This window comes from Xenorhabdus szentirmaii DSM 16338 (assembly GCF_002632585.1).
Taxonomy (GTDB): domain Bacteria; phylum Pseudomonadota; class Gammaproteobacteria; order Enterobacterales; family Enterobacteriaceae; genus Xenorhabdus; species Xenorhabdus szentirmaii.
In genome coordinates this window covers 369,603-390,299 of the sequence record NZ_NIBV01000001.1, presented here as the reverse complement: position 1 = coordinate 390,299, position 20,697 = coordinate 369,603, and the positions used below count along the sequence as shown (strand labels likewise).

General features: G+C 45.3%; 14 protein-coding genes. 10 read left to right on the top strand and 4 right to left on the bottom strand.

Annotation, left to right across the window (positions count from 1 at the left end):
- Positions 1-339: 339 nt before the first annotated feature.
- The 3 genes from Xsze_RS01855 to Xsze_RS01845 all read left to right on the top strand — a co-directional run bounded on the left by Xsze_RS01855 (position 340) and on the right by Xsze_RS01845 (position 2,902).
- Positions 340-588 carry a helix-turn-helix domain-containing protein gene (locus Xsze_RS01855; protein ID WP_038240128.1) on the top strand — a complete coding sequence of 83 codons (249 nt, stop codon included), beginning with the start codon at positions 340-342 and terminating at the stop codon, positions 586-588.
- Positions 589-761: 173 nt separating this feature from the next.
- Positions 762-1,463, top strand: a complete 702-nt coding sequence (locus tag Xsze_RS01850; RefSeq protein ID WP_038240126.1) for a DUF6875 domain-containing protein — start codon at positions 762-764, stop codon at positions 1,461-1,463.
- A 38-nt stretch (positions 1,464-1,501) separates the two neighbouring features.
- Positions 1,502-2,902, top strand: a complete 1,401-nt coding sequence (locus Xsze_RS01845) for a tryptophanase (RefSeq protein ID WP_038240123.1) — start codon at positions 1,502-1,504, stop codon at positions 2,900-2,902.
- A gap of 249 nt (positions 2,903-3,151) precedes the next feature.
- Here Xsze_RS01845 and Xsze_RS01840 read toward each other — a convergent pair whose 3' ends face one another.
- The 3 genes from Xsze_RS01840 to Xsze_RS01830 form a co-directional block, all read right to left on the bottom strand.
- Entirely contained in the window at positions 3,152-4,036 is an 885-nt protein-coding gene (locus Xsze_RS01840; RefSeq protein ID WP_099139099.1) for an IS982 family transposase, read from the bottom strand.
- A 203-nt stretch (positions 4,037-4,239) separates the two neighbouring features.
- A complete protein-coding gene (locus Xsze_RS01835; protein WP_038240399.1) occupies positions 4,240-4,998 on the bottom strand; it encodes an FCD domain-containing protein in 759 nt (252 codons plus the stop codon).
- A gap of 124 nt (positions 4,999-5,122) precedes the next feature.
- Positions 5,123-6,103, bottom strand: coding sequence for a TRAP transporter substrate-binding protein (locus tag Xsze_RS01830; RefSeq protein WP_038240401.1), 981 nt, complete (start codon positions 6,101-6,103; stop codon positions 5,123-5,125).
- A 260-nt stretch (positions 6,104-6,363) separates the two neighbouring features.
- Between Xsze_RS01830 and Xsze_RS01825 the strand changes: the two genes are divergently transcribed.
- The 6 genes from Xsze_RS01825 to Xsze_RS01800 all read left to right on the top strand — a co-directional run bounded on the left by Xsze_RS01825 (position 6,364) and on the right by Xsze_RS01800 (position 13,486).
- Positions 6,364-6,864: a TRAP transporter small permease gene (locus Xsze_RS01825; protein ID WP_038240404.1), complete on the top strand. Its 501-nt coding sequence runs from the start codon at positions 6,364-6,366 to the stop codon at positions 6,862-6,864.
- A gap of 50 nt (positions 6,865-6,914) precedes the next feature.
- Positions 6,915-8,225, top strand: a complete 1,311-nt coding sequence (locus tag Xsze_RS01820) for a TRAP transporter large permease (RefSeq protein WP_038240406.1) — start codon at positions 6,915-6,917, stop codon at positions 8,223-8,225.
- A gap of 95 nt (positions 8,226-8,320) precedes the next feature.
- Positions 8,321-9,505, top strand: a complete 1,185-nt coding sequence (uxuA, locus tag Xsze_RS01815) for a mannonate dehydratase (protein WP_038240407.1) — start codon at positions 8,321-8,323, stop codon at positions 9,503-9,505.
- A 27-nt stretch (positions 9,506-9,532) separates the two neighbouring features.
- Positions 9,533-11,029, top strand: a complete 1,497-nt coding sequence (locus tag Xsze_RS01810) for a fructuronate reductase (protein WP_038240409.1) — start codon at positions 9,533-9,535, stop codon at positions 11,027-11,029.
- A 29-nt stretch (positions 11,030-11,058) separates the two neighbouring features.
- On the top strand, positions 11,059-12,492 hold the full coding sequence (gene uxaC, locus Xsze_RS01805; RefSeq protein ID WP_038240411.1) for a glucuronate isomerase: 1,434 nt from the start codon (positions 11,059-11,061) through the stop codon (positions 12,490-12,492).
- Positions 12,493-12,514: 22 nt separating this feature from the next.
- Entirely contained in the window at positions 12,515-13,486 is a 972-nt protein-coding gene (locus tag Xsze_RS01800) for a sugar kinase (protein ID WP_038240413.1), read from the top strand.
- Between the two features lie 129 nt (positions 13,487-13,615).
- Here the strand turns inward: Xsze_RS01800 and Xsze_RS01795 are convergent, their stop codons facing one another.
- Positions 13,616-13,936 (bottom strand): heavy metal-binding domain-containing protein, encoded by a 321-nt coding sequence (locus Xsze_RS01795; RefSeq protein ID WP_038240415.1) that lies wholly within the window; start codon positions 13,934-13,936, stop codon positions 13,616-13,618.
- Positions 13,937-14,634: 698 nt separating this feature from the next.
- Here Xsze_RS01795 and Xsze_RS01790 point away from each other — a divergent pair.
- Positions 14,635-20,442 carry an inverse autotransporter beta domain-containing protein gene (locus tag Xsze_RS01790; RefSeq protein WP_038240418.1) on the top strand — a complete coding sequence of 1,936 codons (5,808 nt, stop codon included), beginning with the start codon at positions 14,635-14,637 and terminating at the stop codon, positions 20,440-20,442.
- Positions 20,443-20,697 lie beyond the last annotated feature (255 nt).

The following is a 20,697-nucleotide window of genomic DNA, read 5'->3' as shown; positions in this document are numbered from 1 at the left end:
AACACTAGGCAATATAAAAATTATTATTAACTAAAATTATATTGTTACTATCGTGTACCTAACGAAATCAAGAAAACACTCAGAATCTTTTTAACGTTAAAAAAATGAATAGATACAAAGGTAGTGGATTAATTAACTTAATGATTTTATTTCGTTTTATCATCTGTATTCATTTACCTTGGTAACACAGCTGGCTAAGCTACAGAAGGTTCGATTTTTCCATGGCATGACAATGCCGTCATCATTATTGGTTATATATTTAACTTATCCCCTATAAGGGATATATTGCGTTTATCCTCTATAGAGGATATTTTTCTTTTATCTTTTTAGGGGATATTTATGAAGATTACATCGCCAAAAATATTGGCAGTAGCCATTCGTGAACAACGTAAGAAAATGGGTTTGGCTCAAAAAGAGACAGCTGATCGGGTTGGAATGAAACAGTCAACTGTTTCTGGATTTGAGAATACGCCAGATAAAAGTAAGTTAGAAACTTTATTCAAATTGCTTTCTTCTCTGGATTTGGAACTGCAAGTTACAGAACGCAACGTCCCGGAAAAGTCAGGTGGTGGCTGGACGAGGGAGTGATAAATGAATAAACCCCATATTTAAGCTTCCCATAGCCGTAAATTGAGCATAATAATATCTCACTCAGTGGAAGTAATGAAAATGAGTGGTTATGTTTGAAACTCGTAGCGCTAAATCCATTGGGTATCAATGTTAACAAAACTCTTGTAAGCACTTAGCTTGGGAACGTTATTATGAAAACGAATTTTGTTCCATTAGCAGATCAATTCAATTATGCACCAAAACTTATTCCAATATCTGACGTATTATCTTCTGATGAATTAAATTCAAGTGCATTAAAGACGATCGCACAATGGTGTATTGATTACTTATGTCATCCACATTCGGAATTAGGGAGAACAGGTGTTGTTTGCCCCTATTCCCCTATTGCCATTAAAAAGGAAACATTCTGGCTTACTGAAATAAAAACCAAAGGACGAAAAGAAGAGGATATTAAGAGAGATATCATTAATCTTTCTTCTCTATTTCATAAACAAGAACCTCGGGAAGGTGAAAATACTCAATTCAAGACGATTTTGAGTGTATGGAATGATGCTTCAATCAAGGATCTTGTTCGTTTGCATCAGGAAGTGAAACCGATATTTTTACATAAGGGATTAATGTTCGGAGAATTTTATAGCGATTGTGAAAAAAGAGGATTATGGAATTCAAATTTTTATCCTTTACGTTCACCCATTCCCTTATTAGTTGTCAGGGAAATGCTGGAAGCGGATATCGTCTTTCTTTCAGAATCAATGGCGTTTGTCGAAGAATATATTCATAAATATGGTGAACGTGGTGTGAGATGCATAAAACATCTGTTAAATAGTGAGAGAAAATCATCGCTTAATAATGAAAGGATTACTGTATTGGAAACTTATCTAATGTCTCAATAGTATTTTAAACTGATAATTATTATTTGAGGATAGCCGTCATGTTTAAATCTTTGCCGGAGCCTTGGCGCATTAAAATGGTTGAACCTATCAGAATGACAACCAAAGATCAGCGTAAACATGCATTGATAGAAGCAGGATTGAACCCATTTCTTTTAAAAGCAGAAGATGTATTTATCGATTTGCTTACCGATAGCGGTACAGGTGCTATGAGCGATAGGCAATGGGCCAACCTATTTTTAGGTGATGAATCTTATGCAGGCAGCAAGAGTTATTATCAATTATCACAGGTTGTTAAAACAATATTTGATTTTCAATATACCATTCCGGTGCATCAAGGCCGGGGAGCGGAACAAATACTGTTTCCGGTACTTATTGAATTAGCAAAAGAAAAAGGTGTTACAGAGCCGGTATTTTTGTCCAATCACCATTTTGAAACTGCACAAGCTCACATAGAACTATCAGGCGCCAGAGCCAAGAATTGCATTTGCTCTGCTTCTTTGCAAACAGAAATTGCAGATGACTGGAAAGGTAATTTTGATTTAAATGAATTAGCCAAGGAAATTAAAAATAATAAAAAGAATATCGTTGCCATTATTATCACAATCACCTGCAATAGCGTAGGTGGACAACCTGCTTCTATGGAAAATATTCGGGCTGCTGCCAGAATGGCTCACGATTCTGGCATTCTTGTGATTATTGATGCCGCGCGGTTTTCAGAAAATGCTTATTTTATCAAACACAGAGAACGTGAGTTTTTTGATCAAACCATCCCTGAGATAGTTAAAGAAATGTTTAGTGAGGCAGATATATTCACGATGTCTGCCAAAAAAGACGGCATGGTAAACATTGGGGGTTTATGCTGCTTCCGCAATGATGAGTTTCTGTTTAAACAAACTCAGCTTAGATGTGTACCGATGGAAGGGTTCGTAACATACGGTGGGCTGGCAGGGCGGGATATGGCAGCAATGGCCATTGGGTTGCAGGAAGCCCTGAATGAAGACCATTTACGAAGCCGAATCGCTCAAGTTGAATATTTGGGGAATAAACTCCAGCAGGCAGGCATTTCTATTCAAACCCCTGTTGGAGGGCATGCTGTATATGTGAATGCACGTAAAATACTTCCTGATATTAAATCGGAAAATTTCCCGGCTTTAGTGCTTTGTAATGCCTTGTATTTAGAAGGGGGTGTTAGGTCGGTTGAAATAGGTTCGTTAATCATGGGAAGAAACCCGATTACCGGAAAACAGGAACCGTCGCTATTTGAGTTTATGAGACTAGCGATCCCACGCCGGACTTATACCGATAATCATATGAGCTATGTTGCGGATTCGCTGATTGAAGTGGTGAAAAATGCGGATAGGTTAAAACCGCTTGAATTTGAATATGAACCTAAAATTTTAAGGCTATTTACCTCCCGTTTCAGGGAAATTGAACGTTAATGAGAAACCAGAAATGGAAAGTGCCAATGGGAAGGCATTGGCACTTTTGTAACTTGAAAGATGATGGATATATGCTTTCCTTCTGATTTCTTTCGTTTGTATCTTAAGCAAATCATTTCTCAACGATTCCGTATATAGATTATTAAGGTTAGCGCTATGCTTTTTCATCTGTTCGAATAATTTTAACTATTGGTGGTGAAATTAGACTACATTCAGTTTTTTTAGATGATTAATTAACCCGAATTCCGTTTAAGCCGTCATTGGAAAATCTTCTTCTGAGTAGAAAACTTTCAGTGACGGTTTCTTCCATTTCAGACAGTAAGCAATGACACCCCCTAAAACGGTCAATAGAAATCCTTTTATACTTCGGTGCCGAGAATGCTCTATTTGAGAAATGGTTTTTAATTGCCCATTAATTGTTTCAATAATAAAACGCTTTGGTAACATTATTTTATCCCACTCAGCCAGCACTCGCGCTTTCATGTTGCGGCGCTTTTTCGTCATAAAAGTCACACCGGTTTGCGCTAAATTGTCTGCCAGTTCCTGACTCAGATAGCCTTTGTCACCATAAAGAGAACCCGTTAATTCTTTTGCTAATTCGAGAACCGGCTCCCGATCATCCACGTTACCAGCGGTGACTTTGAGTGCCAGAATTTCGCCCTGATGGTTAACAATTAAGTGTAATTTGAAACCGTAAAACCACCCCATCGAGGTTTTTCCGCGCTGTGCCACTCCCTCAAACACCTTATGACGGGGAATACGGATGTTATGGCACACCCGCAAACTCGTGGGATCTATAAAAGCAATCCCCGTGGGTTTTCCTTTTAATTGAGTCAGATAACTGCATAGCGGCACTAAAACGGAAGGGGCGACACTGACAAAACGGGTATAACTGAGCAAGGTTGGAAAATCGTGATGATGATATTTCCAAATATGCTCCAGATAAAAATTTTTAAAATCACGGTAATGCGACATGTGAAAGAGGATCAGGATGGTCATAATTTCACTGGGATACATGCGACCTTGTCTGCGGCGTAGACGACGCTCCTTATTGAGACAAAACTGTTCCCATTGGGGAATGAAAAAACGACAAAAGTCATCGACATCGCAGAAAATTTCAACTAATTTGTTCATTGCCTGTTCCTTTTTAGAGCGGTTTTAGGTGTGCACCAAAATTTTGCTCTTGGAACAGGCACTACGGCAATCCTTTATCCAGAATTCAGGTTAATTAGTATCATGAGAAGTTATATTGTCTGGGTCATTAATCGAGTTTCTCAATAAATCTAAAAAAAGCATTATAACTTCCATACAGTTTTACCACACTTCCCCAAAAACCTTCACTTCCCCATCTCAACCGGATAGGACTCAAACAAATACCCATCAAAATCGGGATCATCAATATCCGATAACTCCAGCAAGCGCTGTTTCACGTTTTCCAGGTGTTGCCACATGGCTTGTTTTGCGGCGGCGGGGTCTTTTTTGACCATGGCCGATAAAATTGCCTGATGATCTTTCAGCCATTCCTTGCGGTAATTGGTATTTGTGATTCGGCTGTGTAACTTCATCCACATGGGGTTATTTTCACGCCATGTCCAGGATTGTTTGAGGAGTTCAACCAGCATGCTGTTATGCGTTGCTTGTGCGATGGCTAAGTGAAATTCTCTGTCACCGAATTCATCTTCACCGGATTTGCGCTCCTGTTTTTCTTTTTCCAACGCCTGTCTCATATTTGCAATATCAATGGGCGTGGCCTGAGTGGCTGCAAATTCCGCAATGTTACTTTCCAGTAATTGCCGGGCCTGTAATAGCTCAAAAGGCCCGGCGGAGTTTTCGGTATAGGCTGCGTTTGTTATCGGTAACTTGAGGATATAAATTCCTGAATTTCGGCCATGACCTTTGCGGACTTCAATCAGCTTCTCCAATTCCAGCATGATGATTGCTTCACGGATCAGGGCGCGTGAGACACCAAGCATGTCTGCGATTTCACGCTCAGGGGGGAGGCGATCACCGACTTCGTAGCGTTTGGTGATAATCATTTTTCGTAATGAATGTCCCACTTCCTGATAAGGGCGTTTGGTGTCTGCAATGTTCATCATTGATGTCGTTGTAAGTTGGTATGTTTTAGGTGAACGATTAAAAATGATTTCATTTTAAGTCATCAGCATTAGAAATATAACCACTTACCGAATGGGCAAGTGGCCGCATTTTATTGATGAGCAATCATTTTACTGCCTGAATGCGCTCGACTACTTTAAAGAGTTCAGGATTGTTTTTAGCAATGTCGTCATACATGGGCTTTACCGCTTTTTGGAAGGCAACTTTATCTACGGCAATGAACTGAACATGTTGTTTTTCTGCTTTGGCGCGCTCTTCATTTTCTGATGCTTCCCAAAGTTGAGTCATGTATTTTGAGGAATTCAGCGCGGCTTTTCTTACTATCTCTTGTTGTTCATCAGTCAGGTTATTGAGTGATTTGGTCGAAATTAACAGCACATCGGGGATCATCGTGTGTTCATCAAGGGAGAAGAATTTCGTAATTTCACTGTGACGGCTCAGGGTAAAAGAAGGGATATTGTTTTCAGCCGCGTCAACAACGCCCTGTTGTAAAGCGGTATAGAGTTCACCATAAGCCAATGGGGTCGGGTTGCCGTTCAGTGTTTTTACCATGGCAATCGCCGATGGGCTGGGTTGTACCCGAATTTTGAGATCTTTTAGATCATCGGGTGTACGGATCGGTTTTTTGGCATAAAAGCCACGTGACCCTGCATCATAGTATGTCAGGCCGATAAAGCCGCTGTTTTTGCCGGATTCAAGGATTTCTGTACCGATATGGCCCTCAAGCACATTCTGGTAGTGGGCTTTATCACGGAACAAGTAGGGGAGGTTAAAGGCGGAATAGGCCGGAGAAAAAGCTTCCAACTCTGCGGCGTTGGATTTGACGATATCCAACGCCCCGTTTTGCATCAGTTCCATTGATTCACGCTGATTGCCCAGTTGGGCGTCAGGATAGATGCGGATGCGCACTTCTCCGTTGGTTTTTTCTTTCACTTCATTCGCGAATTGTGTCATCGCCTTATGAACGGCATGGTCGCGGTTTTGGTTATGGCTGAGCTTGAGTGTGGTTGCTGCAAAAGTGTGTGATACTCCGAAAGCAAACATTGCGCCAACTACACTACATAAAATTTGTTTATAGTTTAACATTTTATATTCCATAAGTCAGTGTCAGGTTCTTTGTTGTTTTTTGCGCGTAAAACGGTAGCTATCATTGATGAATTAAGCAAAAAGCAAAATATAATTGATTGACTTTTATCACAAAAAAATTTTTTTATTGGTTTACCAATCTGAACTGTGATCTTATTCACTTCTTTTCATTCATCAGTTATTTTATGCTTTAGCACCCGTTGATTACATAAGTTTTACATTATATTTAGTTGGTTTACCAAATTGTAAGGGTCGGATGTATGAAAAACATTGTCGTGATTGTTAATAAAAGTCTGGCCCTTTTTACTATCAGCTTGTCGGTCTTTTTGGTTCTCTGTGTGTTATGGCAGGTCATTTCCCGCTATGTCTTAAGTGCACCAAGTACTGTGACAGATGAGCTGGCCCGTTATCTCTTTATGTGGGTTGCCATGATTGGCGCTGCGTATACCGCAGGTCAGCATCGCCATCTTGCTATCGATCTACTGATGCTGAGATTAACCGGAGTGAAGAGAAGTGTAGTCGGTCTGATTATTCAGACAGTTATCATTGTATTTTCTGCTGCTGTGCTGATTTATGGGGGAAGTACTCTCGTTTCATCAACACTGGCAAGTGGCCAGATTACGCCTTCCCTGGGTTGGCAGATGGGTTATATCTACTTATGCCTGCCTGTCAGTGGTGTGTTGATGGTTTTTTATGCGCTTGTTGATGTTGTCTCGATTATTCGGCAATTGTTTGTTCAACCGCAGGTAGGTTTCCGGTAAACCATAAGTTGTACCTGAGCGTCTTTGATTGTGGTGATAGGGGTTATAGGATGGATTGGTATGTGATTGCTGCACTCTTTGGCGTATTTGCAATATTGCTGGCGCTCAGTGTGCCTGTTTCATTTGCGATAGGCCTCTCTTCGCTGGTGGCGATTATGCTTACGTTACCGCTGGAAACTGCGATCACAGTTGTTGCTCAGCGCATGGTGGCGGGTGTCGATAACTTTTCTCTGCTGGCGATCCCGTTTTTTATCCTTGCCGGAAACCTCATGAACCAGGGTGGGATTGCCGCTCGCTTGATTCATCTGGCAAAAATGATAGGTGGCCGTTTACCCGGTTCATTAATGCACGTCAACATCATGGCAAATATGTTGTTTGGGGCGATTTCCGGTTCGGCGGTGGCATCGGCGGCGGCGGTTGGCGGAACGATGGCGCCGATGGAGAAAAAAGAAGGGTATGATCCCGCACAATCTGCCGCAGTGAATATCGCTTCTTGTCCTTGTGGATTGTTGATCCCACCCAGTAATACCCTGATTGTCTATTCGCTGGTGTCTGGTGGTACATCTATTGCTGCCCTGTTTTTAGCGGGCTATATCCCCGGCATTATCATGGGGATTTCACTGATGATTGTGTCCGCAATTATTGCAAGGCGAAGAAATTATCCTGTTGCATCTCGCCCAACGTGGAGCGAGTTTTTCTACACTGCCTGGAAAGCGATACCGTCATTGATGTTGATTGTGGTCATCATGGGCGGAATTATTGGCGGAGTTTTCACAGCAACGGAAGCGTCAGCCATTGCGGTTCTTTATAGTTTTGTTCTTGCGGTGATTATCTATCGCGAAGTGAGTGTTAAACAATTGCCTAAAATCGTTCTTGATTCAGCGATCACGACCTCGATTGTTTTGCTGTTGATTGGTGCGTCAATGGGAATGTCTTGGGCGATGACAAATGCGGATCTACCGTATTTGATTGCGGATAGGTTAATGGCGATTTCCGATAATCCGCTGACAATTTTGCTGGTGATTAATGTCATCTTGCTGATTGTCGGGACATTTATGGATATGACGCCCGCTGTTCTGATTTTTACACCGATCTTTCTCCCTGTCGCAGTGGATATGGGCATCGATCCCGTGCATTTCGGCATTATCATGACATTTAATCTGGCCATCGGGATTTGTACACCGCCCGTCGGCAGTGCGTTGTTTGTCGGTTGTTCTATTGGTGAAGTGGGCATTGATAAAGTCCTAAGACCGCTGATCCCGATGTATATTGCGCTGATCGCGGCGTTAGCGCTAATCACTTATTTGCCTCAATTGAGTTTATGGCTACCTGAATTGCTTTTGAACTATATACCCGCTTGATACCTGCTTGATGTATGCCTTTCCTGTCATTGGTTAACCAAATGGAAGGGGGGAACAGGGGGCAAAATGGTTCATGGAATAGGAGAAAGGGCATCATGAAACAAACTTGGCGTTGGTATGGCCCACTCGATCCGGTTTCATTGGCTGATATTCGTCAGGCGGGCGCAACGGGGATCGTGACGGCATTGCATCATATTCCCAATGGTGAAATCTGGTCCATTGCGGAGATAGAAGAGCGTAAGGCGCTGATTGAAGCGAATCAACTTGAGTGGTCGGTGGTGGAAAGTGTCCCCATCCATGAAGATATCAAAACGCACAGCGGGGCGTGTGATCAATGGATAGCAAATTATCAGCAGACGTTGCGCAATCTCGCGGCCTGCGGGATCAAAACGGTTTGCTATAACTTTATGCCGGTTCTGGATTGGACACGCACGGATTTGGAATATCAGTTACCTGATGGTTCAAAAACGCTGCGTTTTGATCAGATAGAATTCGCGGTTTTCGACATTTATATCCTACAACGTGAAGGAGCAAAAAAAGATTATACAGAGGAAGAGATTGCGCAAGCGAAAATACGCTTTGAAGCAATGGAAGAAGAAGAAAAACAAAAAATTATAAGCACTATCATAGCGGGTCTTCCCGGTGCGGAAGAAGGCTATACGTTAAAACAATTTCGCCAACACCTGGGACGTTATTCAAACATAGATAAGGCTAGGCTGCGTGAGCACTTTGCCTATTTCCTGAAAAAAATCATTCCGGTTGCAGAGGAAACCGGCATCAAAATGGCGGTTCATCCTGATGATCCGCCTCGCGAAATATTGGGTCTGCCACGCATTGTTTCGACGCTGGATGATATGCGCTGGATAGCGGAAACGGCAGACAGCCATGCCAATGGTTACACGATGTGTACCGGTACTTACGGGGTACGCGCAGATAATGATTTGGTGAAGATGATCAAATTATTTGGTCCCCGGATCTATTTTCTGCATTTGCGCTCAACCCGGCGTGAAGAAAACCCGCTGACATTCCATGAAGCTGCCCATCTTGCGGGCGATGTGGATATGTATGAAGTGATCAAAGCGATAGCAGAAGAAGAGCATCGCCGGCTGCAAGCGGGTGAAGCGCATATGATCCCGATGCGTCCTGATCACGGGCATCAAATGCTGGATGATTTGAAAAAGAAAATTAATCCGGGTTATTCAGCGATAGGCCGCCTTAAAGGATTGGCTGAACTTCGTGGTCTTGAGTTGGGCATTCAGCGGGCGTTTTATTCGAAATAACTTTTGAATCTGATAGGGCTGTTCAGGATGGAAAAAAATCATACCGATGCGGTGACATCCGTCTCATTTCCTGATTGGACATCGAAACGGCTTACCACACGCATTGTTCATTTAGGTTGTGGCGCATTTCATCGCGCCCATCAGGCTCTGTATTTGCATGATCTATTAGAGCAAACGGAAAGCGATTGGGGATTGTGTGTCGTGAACCTGATGTCGCCACAAAGTGCGTCCTTGATTGAAAAACTAAAAAAACAATCCATGCGCTATGTCGTTGCGGAGAAAGGTCAGGATATAACAACATTAAAGGTGATCGGTTCGATAAAAGAGGCCATGCATCCACTCATTGACGGTGCTCAGGCCATTGTCGAAAAAATGGCGAGTCCGGATGTTGCTATCTTCTCTTTGACGGTGACGGAAAAAGGCTATTGCATCAATGCGGCTACGGGGCAATTGGATCTGAATAATCCATTGATTATTGAAGATCTGGCTGATCCATCCTCTCCCCGCTCGGCTATTGGTTACATCATTGCTGCACTGAAATTGCGCTTTGAACGCCAGTTGCCACCGGTCACCATTTTGTCCTGCGACAACGTTCGGGAAAATGGGTGGGTTGTGCGCCGGGCGGTGCTGGCGTTGGCGCGTTTGCAAGATGACAGGCTGGCACAGTGGATAGAACAGCGGGTGACCTTTCCCTGTACGATGGTGGATCGCATCGTGCCGGCAGTGACACCGGAAACATTAGCCGAAATCGCCCAATGGCTGGGGTGGCAAGATCCTTGTGCCATCGCCTGTGAGCCTTTTCGTCAGTGGGTGATTGAAGACAACTTTGCCAATGGGCGCCCGGATTGGGATCGTGTCGGTGCGCAATTTGTGGAAGATGTAAGCCCTTTTGAGATGATGAAATTGCGCATGTTAAATGGCTCTCATTCATTTCTTGCCTATTTGGGGTATTTGGGGGGCTATGCACATATTGCTGATGCCATGGCAAACGAAGATTACCGTCGCGCAGTGTCTTCCCTGATGCTAAGTGAACAGGCACCCACGTTGTCGATGCCGGAGCATACAGATGTAATCACCTATGCGGAAAAATTGATCGAACGGTTTGCCAATCCTTCCCTAAAACATCAGACATGGCAGATTGCAATGGATGGCAGCCAAAAACTGCCACAACGCTTGCTCGATTCGGTTGAGTGGCATATTGAAAACGGCAGTGATTACCCACGATTGGCGTTGGGCATTGCAGCGTGGATGCGCTATGTCAGTGGCGTAGATGAGCAGGGTCAGCCTATAGATGTGCGTGACCCGTTAAAAGAGGCCTTTGCTGCTATTTATGCGAAACATGGTCATGCGAAACATGGTTATGCGAAACATGGGCTTTCCGTTTCCGTCGTTGAGGAATTATTGGCAATTGAACCGATCTTCGGTAAAAAACTGATTAAAAATCGTGACTTCGTCGATAATATCACCAATGCCTATCAACGATTACTTGATATTGGTGCACGTCAAGCTGTCGCAACTCTTTGATCCTAAGGTGCGTCCCAAGGTGGAAAACAATGAAAGCCTTTATGCATGAAGATTTTTTGTTGAGTAATGACATTGCCTGCCGTCTTTATCATGATTACGCCGCCATGATGCCGATTTATGATTACCACTGTCATTTAAATCCCAAAGAGATTGCGCAAAATCGTCGTTTTGACAATCTCAGTCAAATCTGGCTGGAAAGCGATCATTATAAATGGCGGGCCATGCGCTCAGCAGGAATTGATGAAATGCTGATCACCGGCCCTGAAAGCAGGGATTATGAAAAATACCTCGCATGGGCAAGGACCGTGCCAATGACAGTGGGCAACCCGCTTTATCATTGGACGCACCTTGAATTGCGCCGTCCTTTTGGCATTACCGGAAAATTATTTGGCCCTGAAACGGCAGAAGCGATTTGGCATGAAGCGAATGAAAAACTGGCTCAACCTGAGTTTTTTGCCCGTGGCATTATGCAACAAATGCAGGTGCGTATGGTGGGGACAACTGATGATCCTGTTGATTCCCTTGAGTATCATCGGCAAATCGCAGCAGATAAAGATTTTGCCATCAAAGTATTGCCAAGCTGGCGGCCGGATAAAGCTTTTAAAATTGAATCGGCGGGTTTTTGTCATTATCTGAACCAGCTGGAAGAAGCCGCTGATTTGGTGATTGTACGTTTTGCCGATTTATTGGCGGCATTGGAGCGTCGTTTGGCGCATTTCGAACATCACGGCTGTGTGACGGCGGATCATGGCATTGAAACCCTGCGTTATGCGGCCATCCCCGATACACAATCGCTGGACAACATTTTGCAAAAACGCCGGCAGGGGCAATTGCTCAGCGAATTAGAGATTGCCCAATTCTCGACGGCTGTATTGGTTTGGTTAGGCAGGCAATATGCTGAGCGGGGTTGGGTAATGCAACTGCATATCGGTGCCTTGCGGAATAACAATACGCGCATGTTTAATTTGTTGGGGCCGGACAGTGGCTTTGATTCCATCGGTGATAATCCTATTGCTTATCCGCTTTCACGTTTGCTGGATGCAATGGATATAACCGATGAATTACCCAAAACGATCCTTTATTGCTTAAATCCTCGTGATAACGAAGTGATTGGAACGATGATCGGCAATTTTCAGGGAGGAAGCATTGCTGGAAAAATCCAATTTGGTTCGGGCTGGTGGTTTAACGATCAAAAAGACGGTATGCAACGCCAGCTGAAACAGCTTTCCCAATTAGGTTTATTGAGTCAATTTATCGGCATGCTGACAGACTCACGCAGCTTTTTATCCTATACCCGCCATGAATATTTTCGTCGAATTCTCTGTAACATGCTCGGCGTTTGGGTCAGGGAAGGAGAAATCCCACATGATGAAAAAATGCTGGGGCAGATGATCCAGAATATTTGCTTCAATAATGCTGAGCGTTATTTTTTGTTAAATAGATCAGCTGAATCAGCAGGTTGAATGAGCCAATCAAGGATTAAAGATGGAAGCCGTAAAAATTGCTTTGCTCGGTGAGTGCATGATCGAGCTGAATGGGGAGCCATTTGGTTCTATGACACAGAGTTACGGCGGTGATGTACTGAACAGTGCGGTATACCTTGCCAGAGCAGGGCAAGGTTCGCTGGATGTCCATTTTGTGACAGCGATGGGCCTTGATCCGTTGAGCCGGGGCATGATCACACGCTGGCAGCAAGAGGGAATAAACACATCGCTGGTGTTCACCGACAGCGAACATCAACCGGGTTTGTACCTGATACAGTTGGATGAGCAGGGGGAGCGTACGTTTCTTTATTGGCGCAATAACTCAGCGGCCCGCCATCTATTCCGGCATGCTGACTATCCTAAGATTTACCCACAATTGGAGAAAATGGATGCGCTTTATCTCAGTGGGATCAGCTTGGCGATTTTACCCGAAGAAGATTGCCAGTTACTGCTCGATAACCTGAAAACGCTCTCTTCCCAAGGCAAAATCATTTTCTTTGACAGCAACTATCGTCCGGCATTATGGGAAAGCGAAGCACAAGCCCGTGAGAGTTATCAGAAAATGTATGCCATCACCGATATCGCCTTAGTCACTGATGATGACGAAATGCAGCTCTGGGGAGAGACTTCAATTGAGGGCATTTTTAACCGCCTGCAAAAAATGGGAGTCAAACAAGCCATCATTAAAGCGGGGGCGCAGGGCTGTTTTTATCGTGATTTACATACTCAGGCTGAAATACAGCATATTGCGGCACAACCTGTTTCGCCAGTCATCGATACCACCGCGGCAGGCGATGCCTTTAATGCCGGTTTTATTGCGGGGCTGTTGAACGGAAAATCCATTAAGTATTCCGCGTTAATGGGGCATCAGTTGGCAGGCGTTGTGATCCGGCACAAAGGTGCGATTGTTCCTGAAGTCGCGACACGGCAGGTTACAGCGTGTTTTGATGGGCAAAAATCCCATAAGAAGTAAGTTTCCATTCTGTTTGGCAGACCAGCACGATTTATCTTATCAATGTCATTTATCGGCTCAAGGCAGGTAAGGGATTGAAAATTAAGCCACCTGATCGGTGGCCTAATTCACAATCTGAATTATTTTGCCTTACGCAATCCTGACCGCAGTACCTGATACGGCAACCATCAGCATGCCGCCATTTTTGCCGACGGTTTCATAGTCAATATCAATGCCGACAACCGCGTTGGCCCCTAAAGCCTGGGCTTGTGCATTCATTTCTGCAAAGGCAATTTCCCGTGCATTTTGCAATTCTTTCTCATAAGAGCCAGAACGCCCACCGACGATATCCCTGATCCCGGCAAAAAAATCCTTCACAATATTGACCCCAAGAATCGTTTCCCCTGTGACGACACCCAGATAATCCGTGATGGTATGGCCTTCCAGTGTGGGTGTTGTTGCATTTTTCATAATCGATCTCCATTTAATATTACATCACTTTTTTCTTGGTATTCAGGTAGCTCTGTTTGCTGCCTGAGATGACTATATTACTCGGAAATTATATTAAATACTTTCTTAAATTACGCTAATGCCTGTTGAATGCCTGGCCATGTTTCAGTGCTTTTATTTGTAAACATGACGGAAATTATTTCGGGGAAGGTTTAAACATTTCCGTATTCTTAATTTATGTTCACCTGGATTAAATTTGGTTTGAATTTGTGATGTTATCACTCTGTCATTTAAAAAAGTGGGCGAATTATATTCGCTAAATAGATATTCAGTAAATTAACAAAATAACCTTTTTTTACAAAGGTCCAAAGTGAACAAAATAACGGGGCTGGAAAAGTAACTCATTTAAATATTTAAAGTTTCATGAAATGGTAAGCAATATAATCACCTGAAAATAAATAATAAAATGATAAAAATAACGATAAAGGATGAAAGATGACCTAAGTTTTTCCTGATGATTTATCAAATTAATTTGTGTGTGTTTTTTATGGCATTAAAAAATCGAGCCGTCCTTAAAATAATAAAATAAACACACTTATTTGTTTTATACGAAAGATAAAACCATCACAGGAATAGCAATATCGCTCCGGGATGAGTCAATGGCATCAGAATTTATTGATATCCGGTGAAAATAGTGTTGATTCTAAAGGTTGATAAATATGCTAAAAAAACAAAATAGGTTGTGGACAGAAAAACAGCGCCATCACCTCAGATGGGTGGCGTGGGTGAATATCTTTGCGCAAGTGGCCTTTCCTGTTGTGGCAGCGTTTACCCCTGCCGTGGCAATGGCTCCCAATGAACATCAAGCTCAAAAAGCTCATTCGCATATTGAGCAAACCCGCCCTTACCGATTGAACGCCGGTGAAAGTGTTAAAACTGTGGCGAAGCGCCATGGTCTGACGGTCATGGAGTTAAAAAAACTCAATCAGCAGCGGGTATTCAATAAACCGTTTACGGCATTGGGGGCCGGCGATGAAATTGATGTGCCGCACTTTGAATCTGATAGTGTGTTGCCAAATAAACTATTAGCGGACAATTCATTAGCGGACAAACTGAAACCCGAGTCCGCAGCACCCTTGACAGAAAACGCAACGGAACACTGGTTGGCGAGGGCCGCATCTCAAGCCGCCGGCATGCTGAAAGGGGGCAACATTGTGGATAGCACCAGAAATCAACTGCAAAGCATGGCCGTTGGTGAAGCGAATCAGGCAGTGCGAAATTGGCTGCAACGTTACGGTAACGTCAAAATTCAGGCCAATGTGGACGATCGCGGGCGGTTGGACGGCAGCCAGTTCGATATGTTGTTGCCGCTGTACGATACCGCAAAACACCTGACGTTCACCCAGTTTGGCCTGCGCCATATTGACAGCCGCACGACAGCCAACGTCGGATTGGGGCAGCGCCATTTCTTTGACGATGGCATGTTCGGTTATAACGCCTTCCTTGACCGTGATATTACCCGTGACCACACCCGTTTCGGCCTTGGTGCGGAATACGCCCGTGATTTTATGAAATTCGCCGCCAATGGCTATTTCCGCGCCAGTGGCTGGAAAGACGGCAAAAAACTGGCCGACTATGAAGAGCGCCCGGCTAACGGCTTTGACCTGCGGGCCGAAGGCTATGTGCCGACCTATCCGCAGTTGGGCGGCAAACTGACTTACGAACAGTATTTCGGTAATGAAGTCGGGTTGTTGAGTGAAAGGCAGCGACAGAAAAACCCGGCCGCCTTTACCCTCGGCGTGAATTATACCCCGATCCCGTTGGTAACTCTGGGGCTTGACCGTCGCCAGAGCGCGTCCGGTGGCGGAGACACCCTGTTTAATCTCGGCCTCAATTATGAGATTGGCACGCCGTGGTCAAAACAAATTGATCCCGATGCAGTGGCCTTCAAGCGCACCCTGCAAGGCGGGCGCTATGATTTGGTCGATCGTAATAACCAGATTGTGCTGGAATACCGCAAGAAAATCCTGATCCGCATGATGATGGAACCCCGCATTATCGGACGTGGCGGGGCCATTATTCCGTTGAACGTCACGGTCAGCACTAAACACGGGCTGAAAGATATTATTTGGGATACCGCCAATCTGACGGCCGGGGGCGGTAAGTTAGAAGCCGCAGGAAATCCGGCAGACAGTCTGGCCGCAGAAACCGTGCGCGGTGGCACCCATTATTTATTGACGCTGCCACCGTATAATGCGGAAGGCAACAACACCTACAACCTGTCCGGCGTGGCCTATGATCTACAGGGCAATGCCTCTGAGCGGATGGAAGCCCAGATTTTGGTGACCGCATCGGCCGTTAACCCGGCGAATTCCGGTTTCGAACCCGCCAATAAATCCATGGTCGCCGATGGCAAAACCCAGACCGTTATCCGCCTGAAATTGACGGACAAAAATGGCAAGCCGGTCAGCGGTGCTGCGGGCAGTATTTCCCTGACGGATGATAAATCTAAACTGACCGGGGACGGTAAAGATCCGCTGTTGGGAACCGAAATTAAAGAAGTGCCGGAAGGCAGTGGTATCTATGAAGTCACCGCCACCGCGGGCACCAAACACGGCAAGTGGACCATCAAGCCGACCGTTGACGGACATGAATTGCCCTCCACCGTGATTGATTTCGGCGATTCGCTGGCCAACATGATTAATACCGAGCAGACCACATTCGAGCCGGACAATGGCACGCTGAACAAGGAAAATGAGGAGACCGATATCGTCCTGAAACTGGTCGATAAAGAGGGTAAACCGATTACCGGCGCGGTCGACAAAATCAAATTGACGGAAGACCGGAGTGATCTGTACGGAGAAGAACCCTACCCACACGTCACTGGCATCAAGGAAGACCCGGCCGGCAGCGGAATTTATAAGGCCAAGGTGGTTGCCGGCAAGAAAAAAGGCACCCTGAAAGTGACGCCAGTGGTTGACGGCAAAGAGCTGAAACCAACCCGCGTTACTTTTGGTGAGTCTCTGGCGGAGATTGTCGATACCAAAGGCTCGGTCTTTACGCCGGCAACAAACGTATTGGCGGCTGACAATGAAGACAGCACCACCATGACGCTGGAACTGAAGGACAAGCAGGGTAAGGCTATCAAGCATGCCAAAGACAGCATCACATTTGATGACCAAGGCAGCCAATTGACCGGGGACGGGAAAAACCCTCCGACCATCGACAAAGACAACATCTGGGAAGATCCTGAAGGCACTTACCATGTGAAAGTCAAGGCGGGGGGTAAAACCGGCAAGTGGGAAATCACCACCAAAATAGACGGCAAGCCGCTGGACAACAAAACAATCATCAACTTCGACGCGAATAAGGGAGATTTGGTTGATCCGAATAAATCCACGTTTGTTGCCAAAGAAAGTGAGTTGCCCAATGACGGTGACACCACGGTGATTGAAGTGGATTTGAGGGACAAGGATAACAAGCCCATCACAGGTGCAGAAAACAGTATCAATATGATACCGAATAACAGTGGGCTGTACGGTTCAGGCCATAAAATGCCAACGGTCGACAAATTTAAAGAAGTCCCAGTGGGCAGCGGCCATTATCAGGCGACGGTGACCGCCGGCGATAAAAAAGGCAAATGGGAATTAGCCCCCGAAGTGTTCGGTAAACGGGTAGAGACGAAACCGACGACCGTCACATTTGGGAAATCACTGGCGGACAAATTAAACCCGAAAAGCCCTGAGGTTGACCCTGCCGATGGCAGCAAAGCCCTGCCGGCAGATGGCCATACCACGAAAACGTTGCGTATTACCTTGAAGGATGGCGATGACAAGCCTATTTACGGTGCCAAAGACAGCATCATCGTAACCGGTGATAACGCCACACTGAAAGGAGAAGGCGAAGATCCGATTATCGAAGACGTGAAAGAAATCGGTGATGGGGTGTATGAAGTGGTGATCACGGCTGGGACAAAAACCGGACATTGGGCAGTGACCACGACCGTTGACGGAAAGAAAAATCCACAACCGTTCGAGCTGGAGTTTGATGAAAATAAGGCACCGAGTGTCAATATCAACTACTTAGAGGGAGAAATTGGTGTCGGTAAAACCTTGCGGGCCATCTACCAGTTCAGTGCACAGGATGGCAATACCACCGACCGGTCGTTCTACGTGTGGGGAACCGAAGGCACCACCGCTGACCGGGTTATGAAACTGGCAGACGCGGCCGGCTCCAAAGAGCCGATCGAGCTGGCACAGACAAACGGGGAAGGCCGAGTGGCTGCCGGCGCAGCCGATAAGGACAAAGTCGCCTATGTGATAGGCAATGACGATATCGGTATTGTACTGGAAGTGTCCATCCTGGCGGCGAACGAGGCTAACCTGCGGGCGAAAGCACCTGCCACCACGGATGTCAACCATGCGAGCAACGGTGGCCATATTACCGGCGGCAATGGAAAGGGTGGCGTGCCCGATCCAAATGCTAAACCGCAGGTAGATGGGCTGGAGTTGAACGGTGAGCTGAAGATGCCAGTGACCCTGACCGTGAGTTATCAATTCGTGCCCAATGGCGGGGATAAGCGGGATAAGTCACGGTTTGTCTGGGAAATCCAGGGCGATACCGTTGCGGATAAAGACTGGCAAGATGTCACTCAACCGGCTGAAGGGGATAAAAAAGGCCAGGCCAAGTTCACCTTAACACCAAGAGGGACGGAAACCCTTTCAGGTAAAGTGATTGTGGTGTCCATTCTGCCGGCTAACGTCACCGGACAGGAAAATCCGGATGGCATTAAGCAGATCACCACCGTACCGGGAACACCCGGGAACCACACCAGCGGTGGCGGAACAGAAAATGGTAAGGACACCGGTACTATCGTGGATATGAATGCGAAACCTATTGTCAAGAATCTCAAATTAGATGGCTACCTTACGGTCGGGGAGGGTTATGCTTTGACCGCCAGCTATGAGTTTGATGCTAACGGTGGCGATCCGGCAGATCACACGGAATACACCTGGTATCGGATACCGTCGTTTAAGGATGATCATGAGAAGCCTGACGAGAAAAATGCCGTTCCCATCCCGAATGCCAGCGGTACCATTACTCAATCGGGTGAAGTGCCGAGTTATGCCGCTACGGACGAGGATGTCGATCACTTTATCGAAATCAGGGTGCAGCCGAAGCATAATGATGGCAACACGATTAAGCCGATTATCGGTAAGGAGTTGAAGGTCAATTCCAGTATGGATACGCAAGGCAACGACTATTCCGGTGGCAGTGATGGCCATGGGCGAGTCATTGACCCTAAAAAAGGCCCGGAAATCACGAAGCTGGAATTAACCTTAGTGGGTACGCCTGACGGGGGTAAGGCACTGAGAGGAACCTATAATTTTGCCTCAAAAGGAGGGAAAACTACTGATAGTAGCATCTATTTGTGGGACGACTTTGCTCCCACTCAAGAACCCACCACAAAGAGTCGATTGGAATCTGAAGGCAAGCCAGTGGATGCAGGACAAGATATTCATGACCAACCGCATAAAGTGCCCGATTTCCCGTTGGATAAAACAAAACATTATGGCCGGCTTATCGCTTTGTCTGTACAAGGGCGAAGTGATAAGGCCATCGGAAACTCGCTTGATGCAAACTCCAAGGAATTTGCCAGCGCTGTCGGTGCCAACCCGGATGGTTCAATGAAGGGCACGGCGACTGATTTCACGATAACCTCGAGTAAAGAGCCAGAGGAGGCTGATGGCACGCTAGCGGTTAAAGTGAAGAAAACGGATCCGGACCCGATTAAACTCGCTATTAATACAACCAACGCAGATAATCCTATTGGGGGTGTACCTGTCACCATTAAGCTGACGGCCATGAATCGTCAAAAGGCACCAGTGGACGCAGACAAAGTGACGGTAAAATTGCAAGCGGAAGAAGGTGTGCTGGAAGGAAGTGGAGTTACTTACACGGGGCATACGGATGACAAAGGTAATCTTATTATCAATGTCACTGACCCTGACGGGATTGGGACAAGGACAACATTGTCGATAACGGTCAATGAAAGTACACCTCAAACCAAAACACTGGATGTTATTTTTACGGTAATTACCAGCCCTGATACGGATCAGGCTAATTATTGGGGACATATGCCTAATACGTTAAGAAGTCAGAATGGAAACACATTTAAGCGACCCAGATTGAGAGAAGAAGTAGGGTCTTCGGCTCGTGGTCATGTTGGTTGGAGCAGTAGCAACGAATCCTGGGCTCAATTTAAACATTCACAGGCTGTAAGTTATTGTGGCAGTGGTTACTTACCGATATGGAAGGACCTTACAAGTTTATATAATTCTTATGGAAATGGCATTCATAGTAAAACGGGTTGGCCTACAAATGATCGGTATTGGTCAGCCACAACAGGAAAGACGACTGTTCCCCAAGGTTATAAGGCCATGGATCTAAGTGATGGTACTAATGGTCCTGATCCTGATACGTCTTGGGACCCGGCGGCACTTCTTTATGTAATTTGTCTCCAGTAAAAAATAATCCCTTTATATCAAGATATTGTTTCATAAAAACATCGTTAGATAGTTGATAAACCCCGTTGAAAATAACGGGGTTTATTTTTAGAAAACACAACCTATTATAAATAAAGTTATTTTCTGCATTTGAGTGCTACTTTGGTAGAGATCGCCTAAAACACGGAAGGTAACCACTCATGCAATGGCAGCCAAAATGGGAAATTGACAAAGAAATCGCAGGTGCTAAATGTGTGGTCTAACCAAGTTGACCTG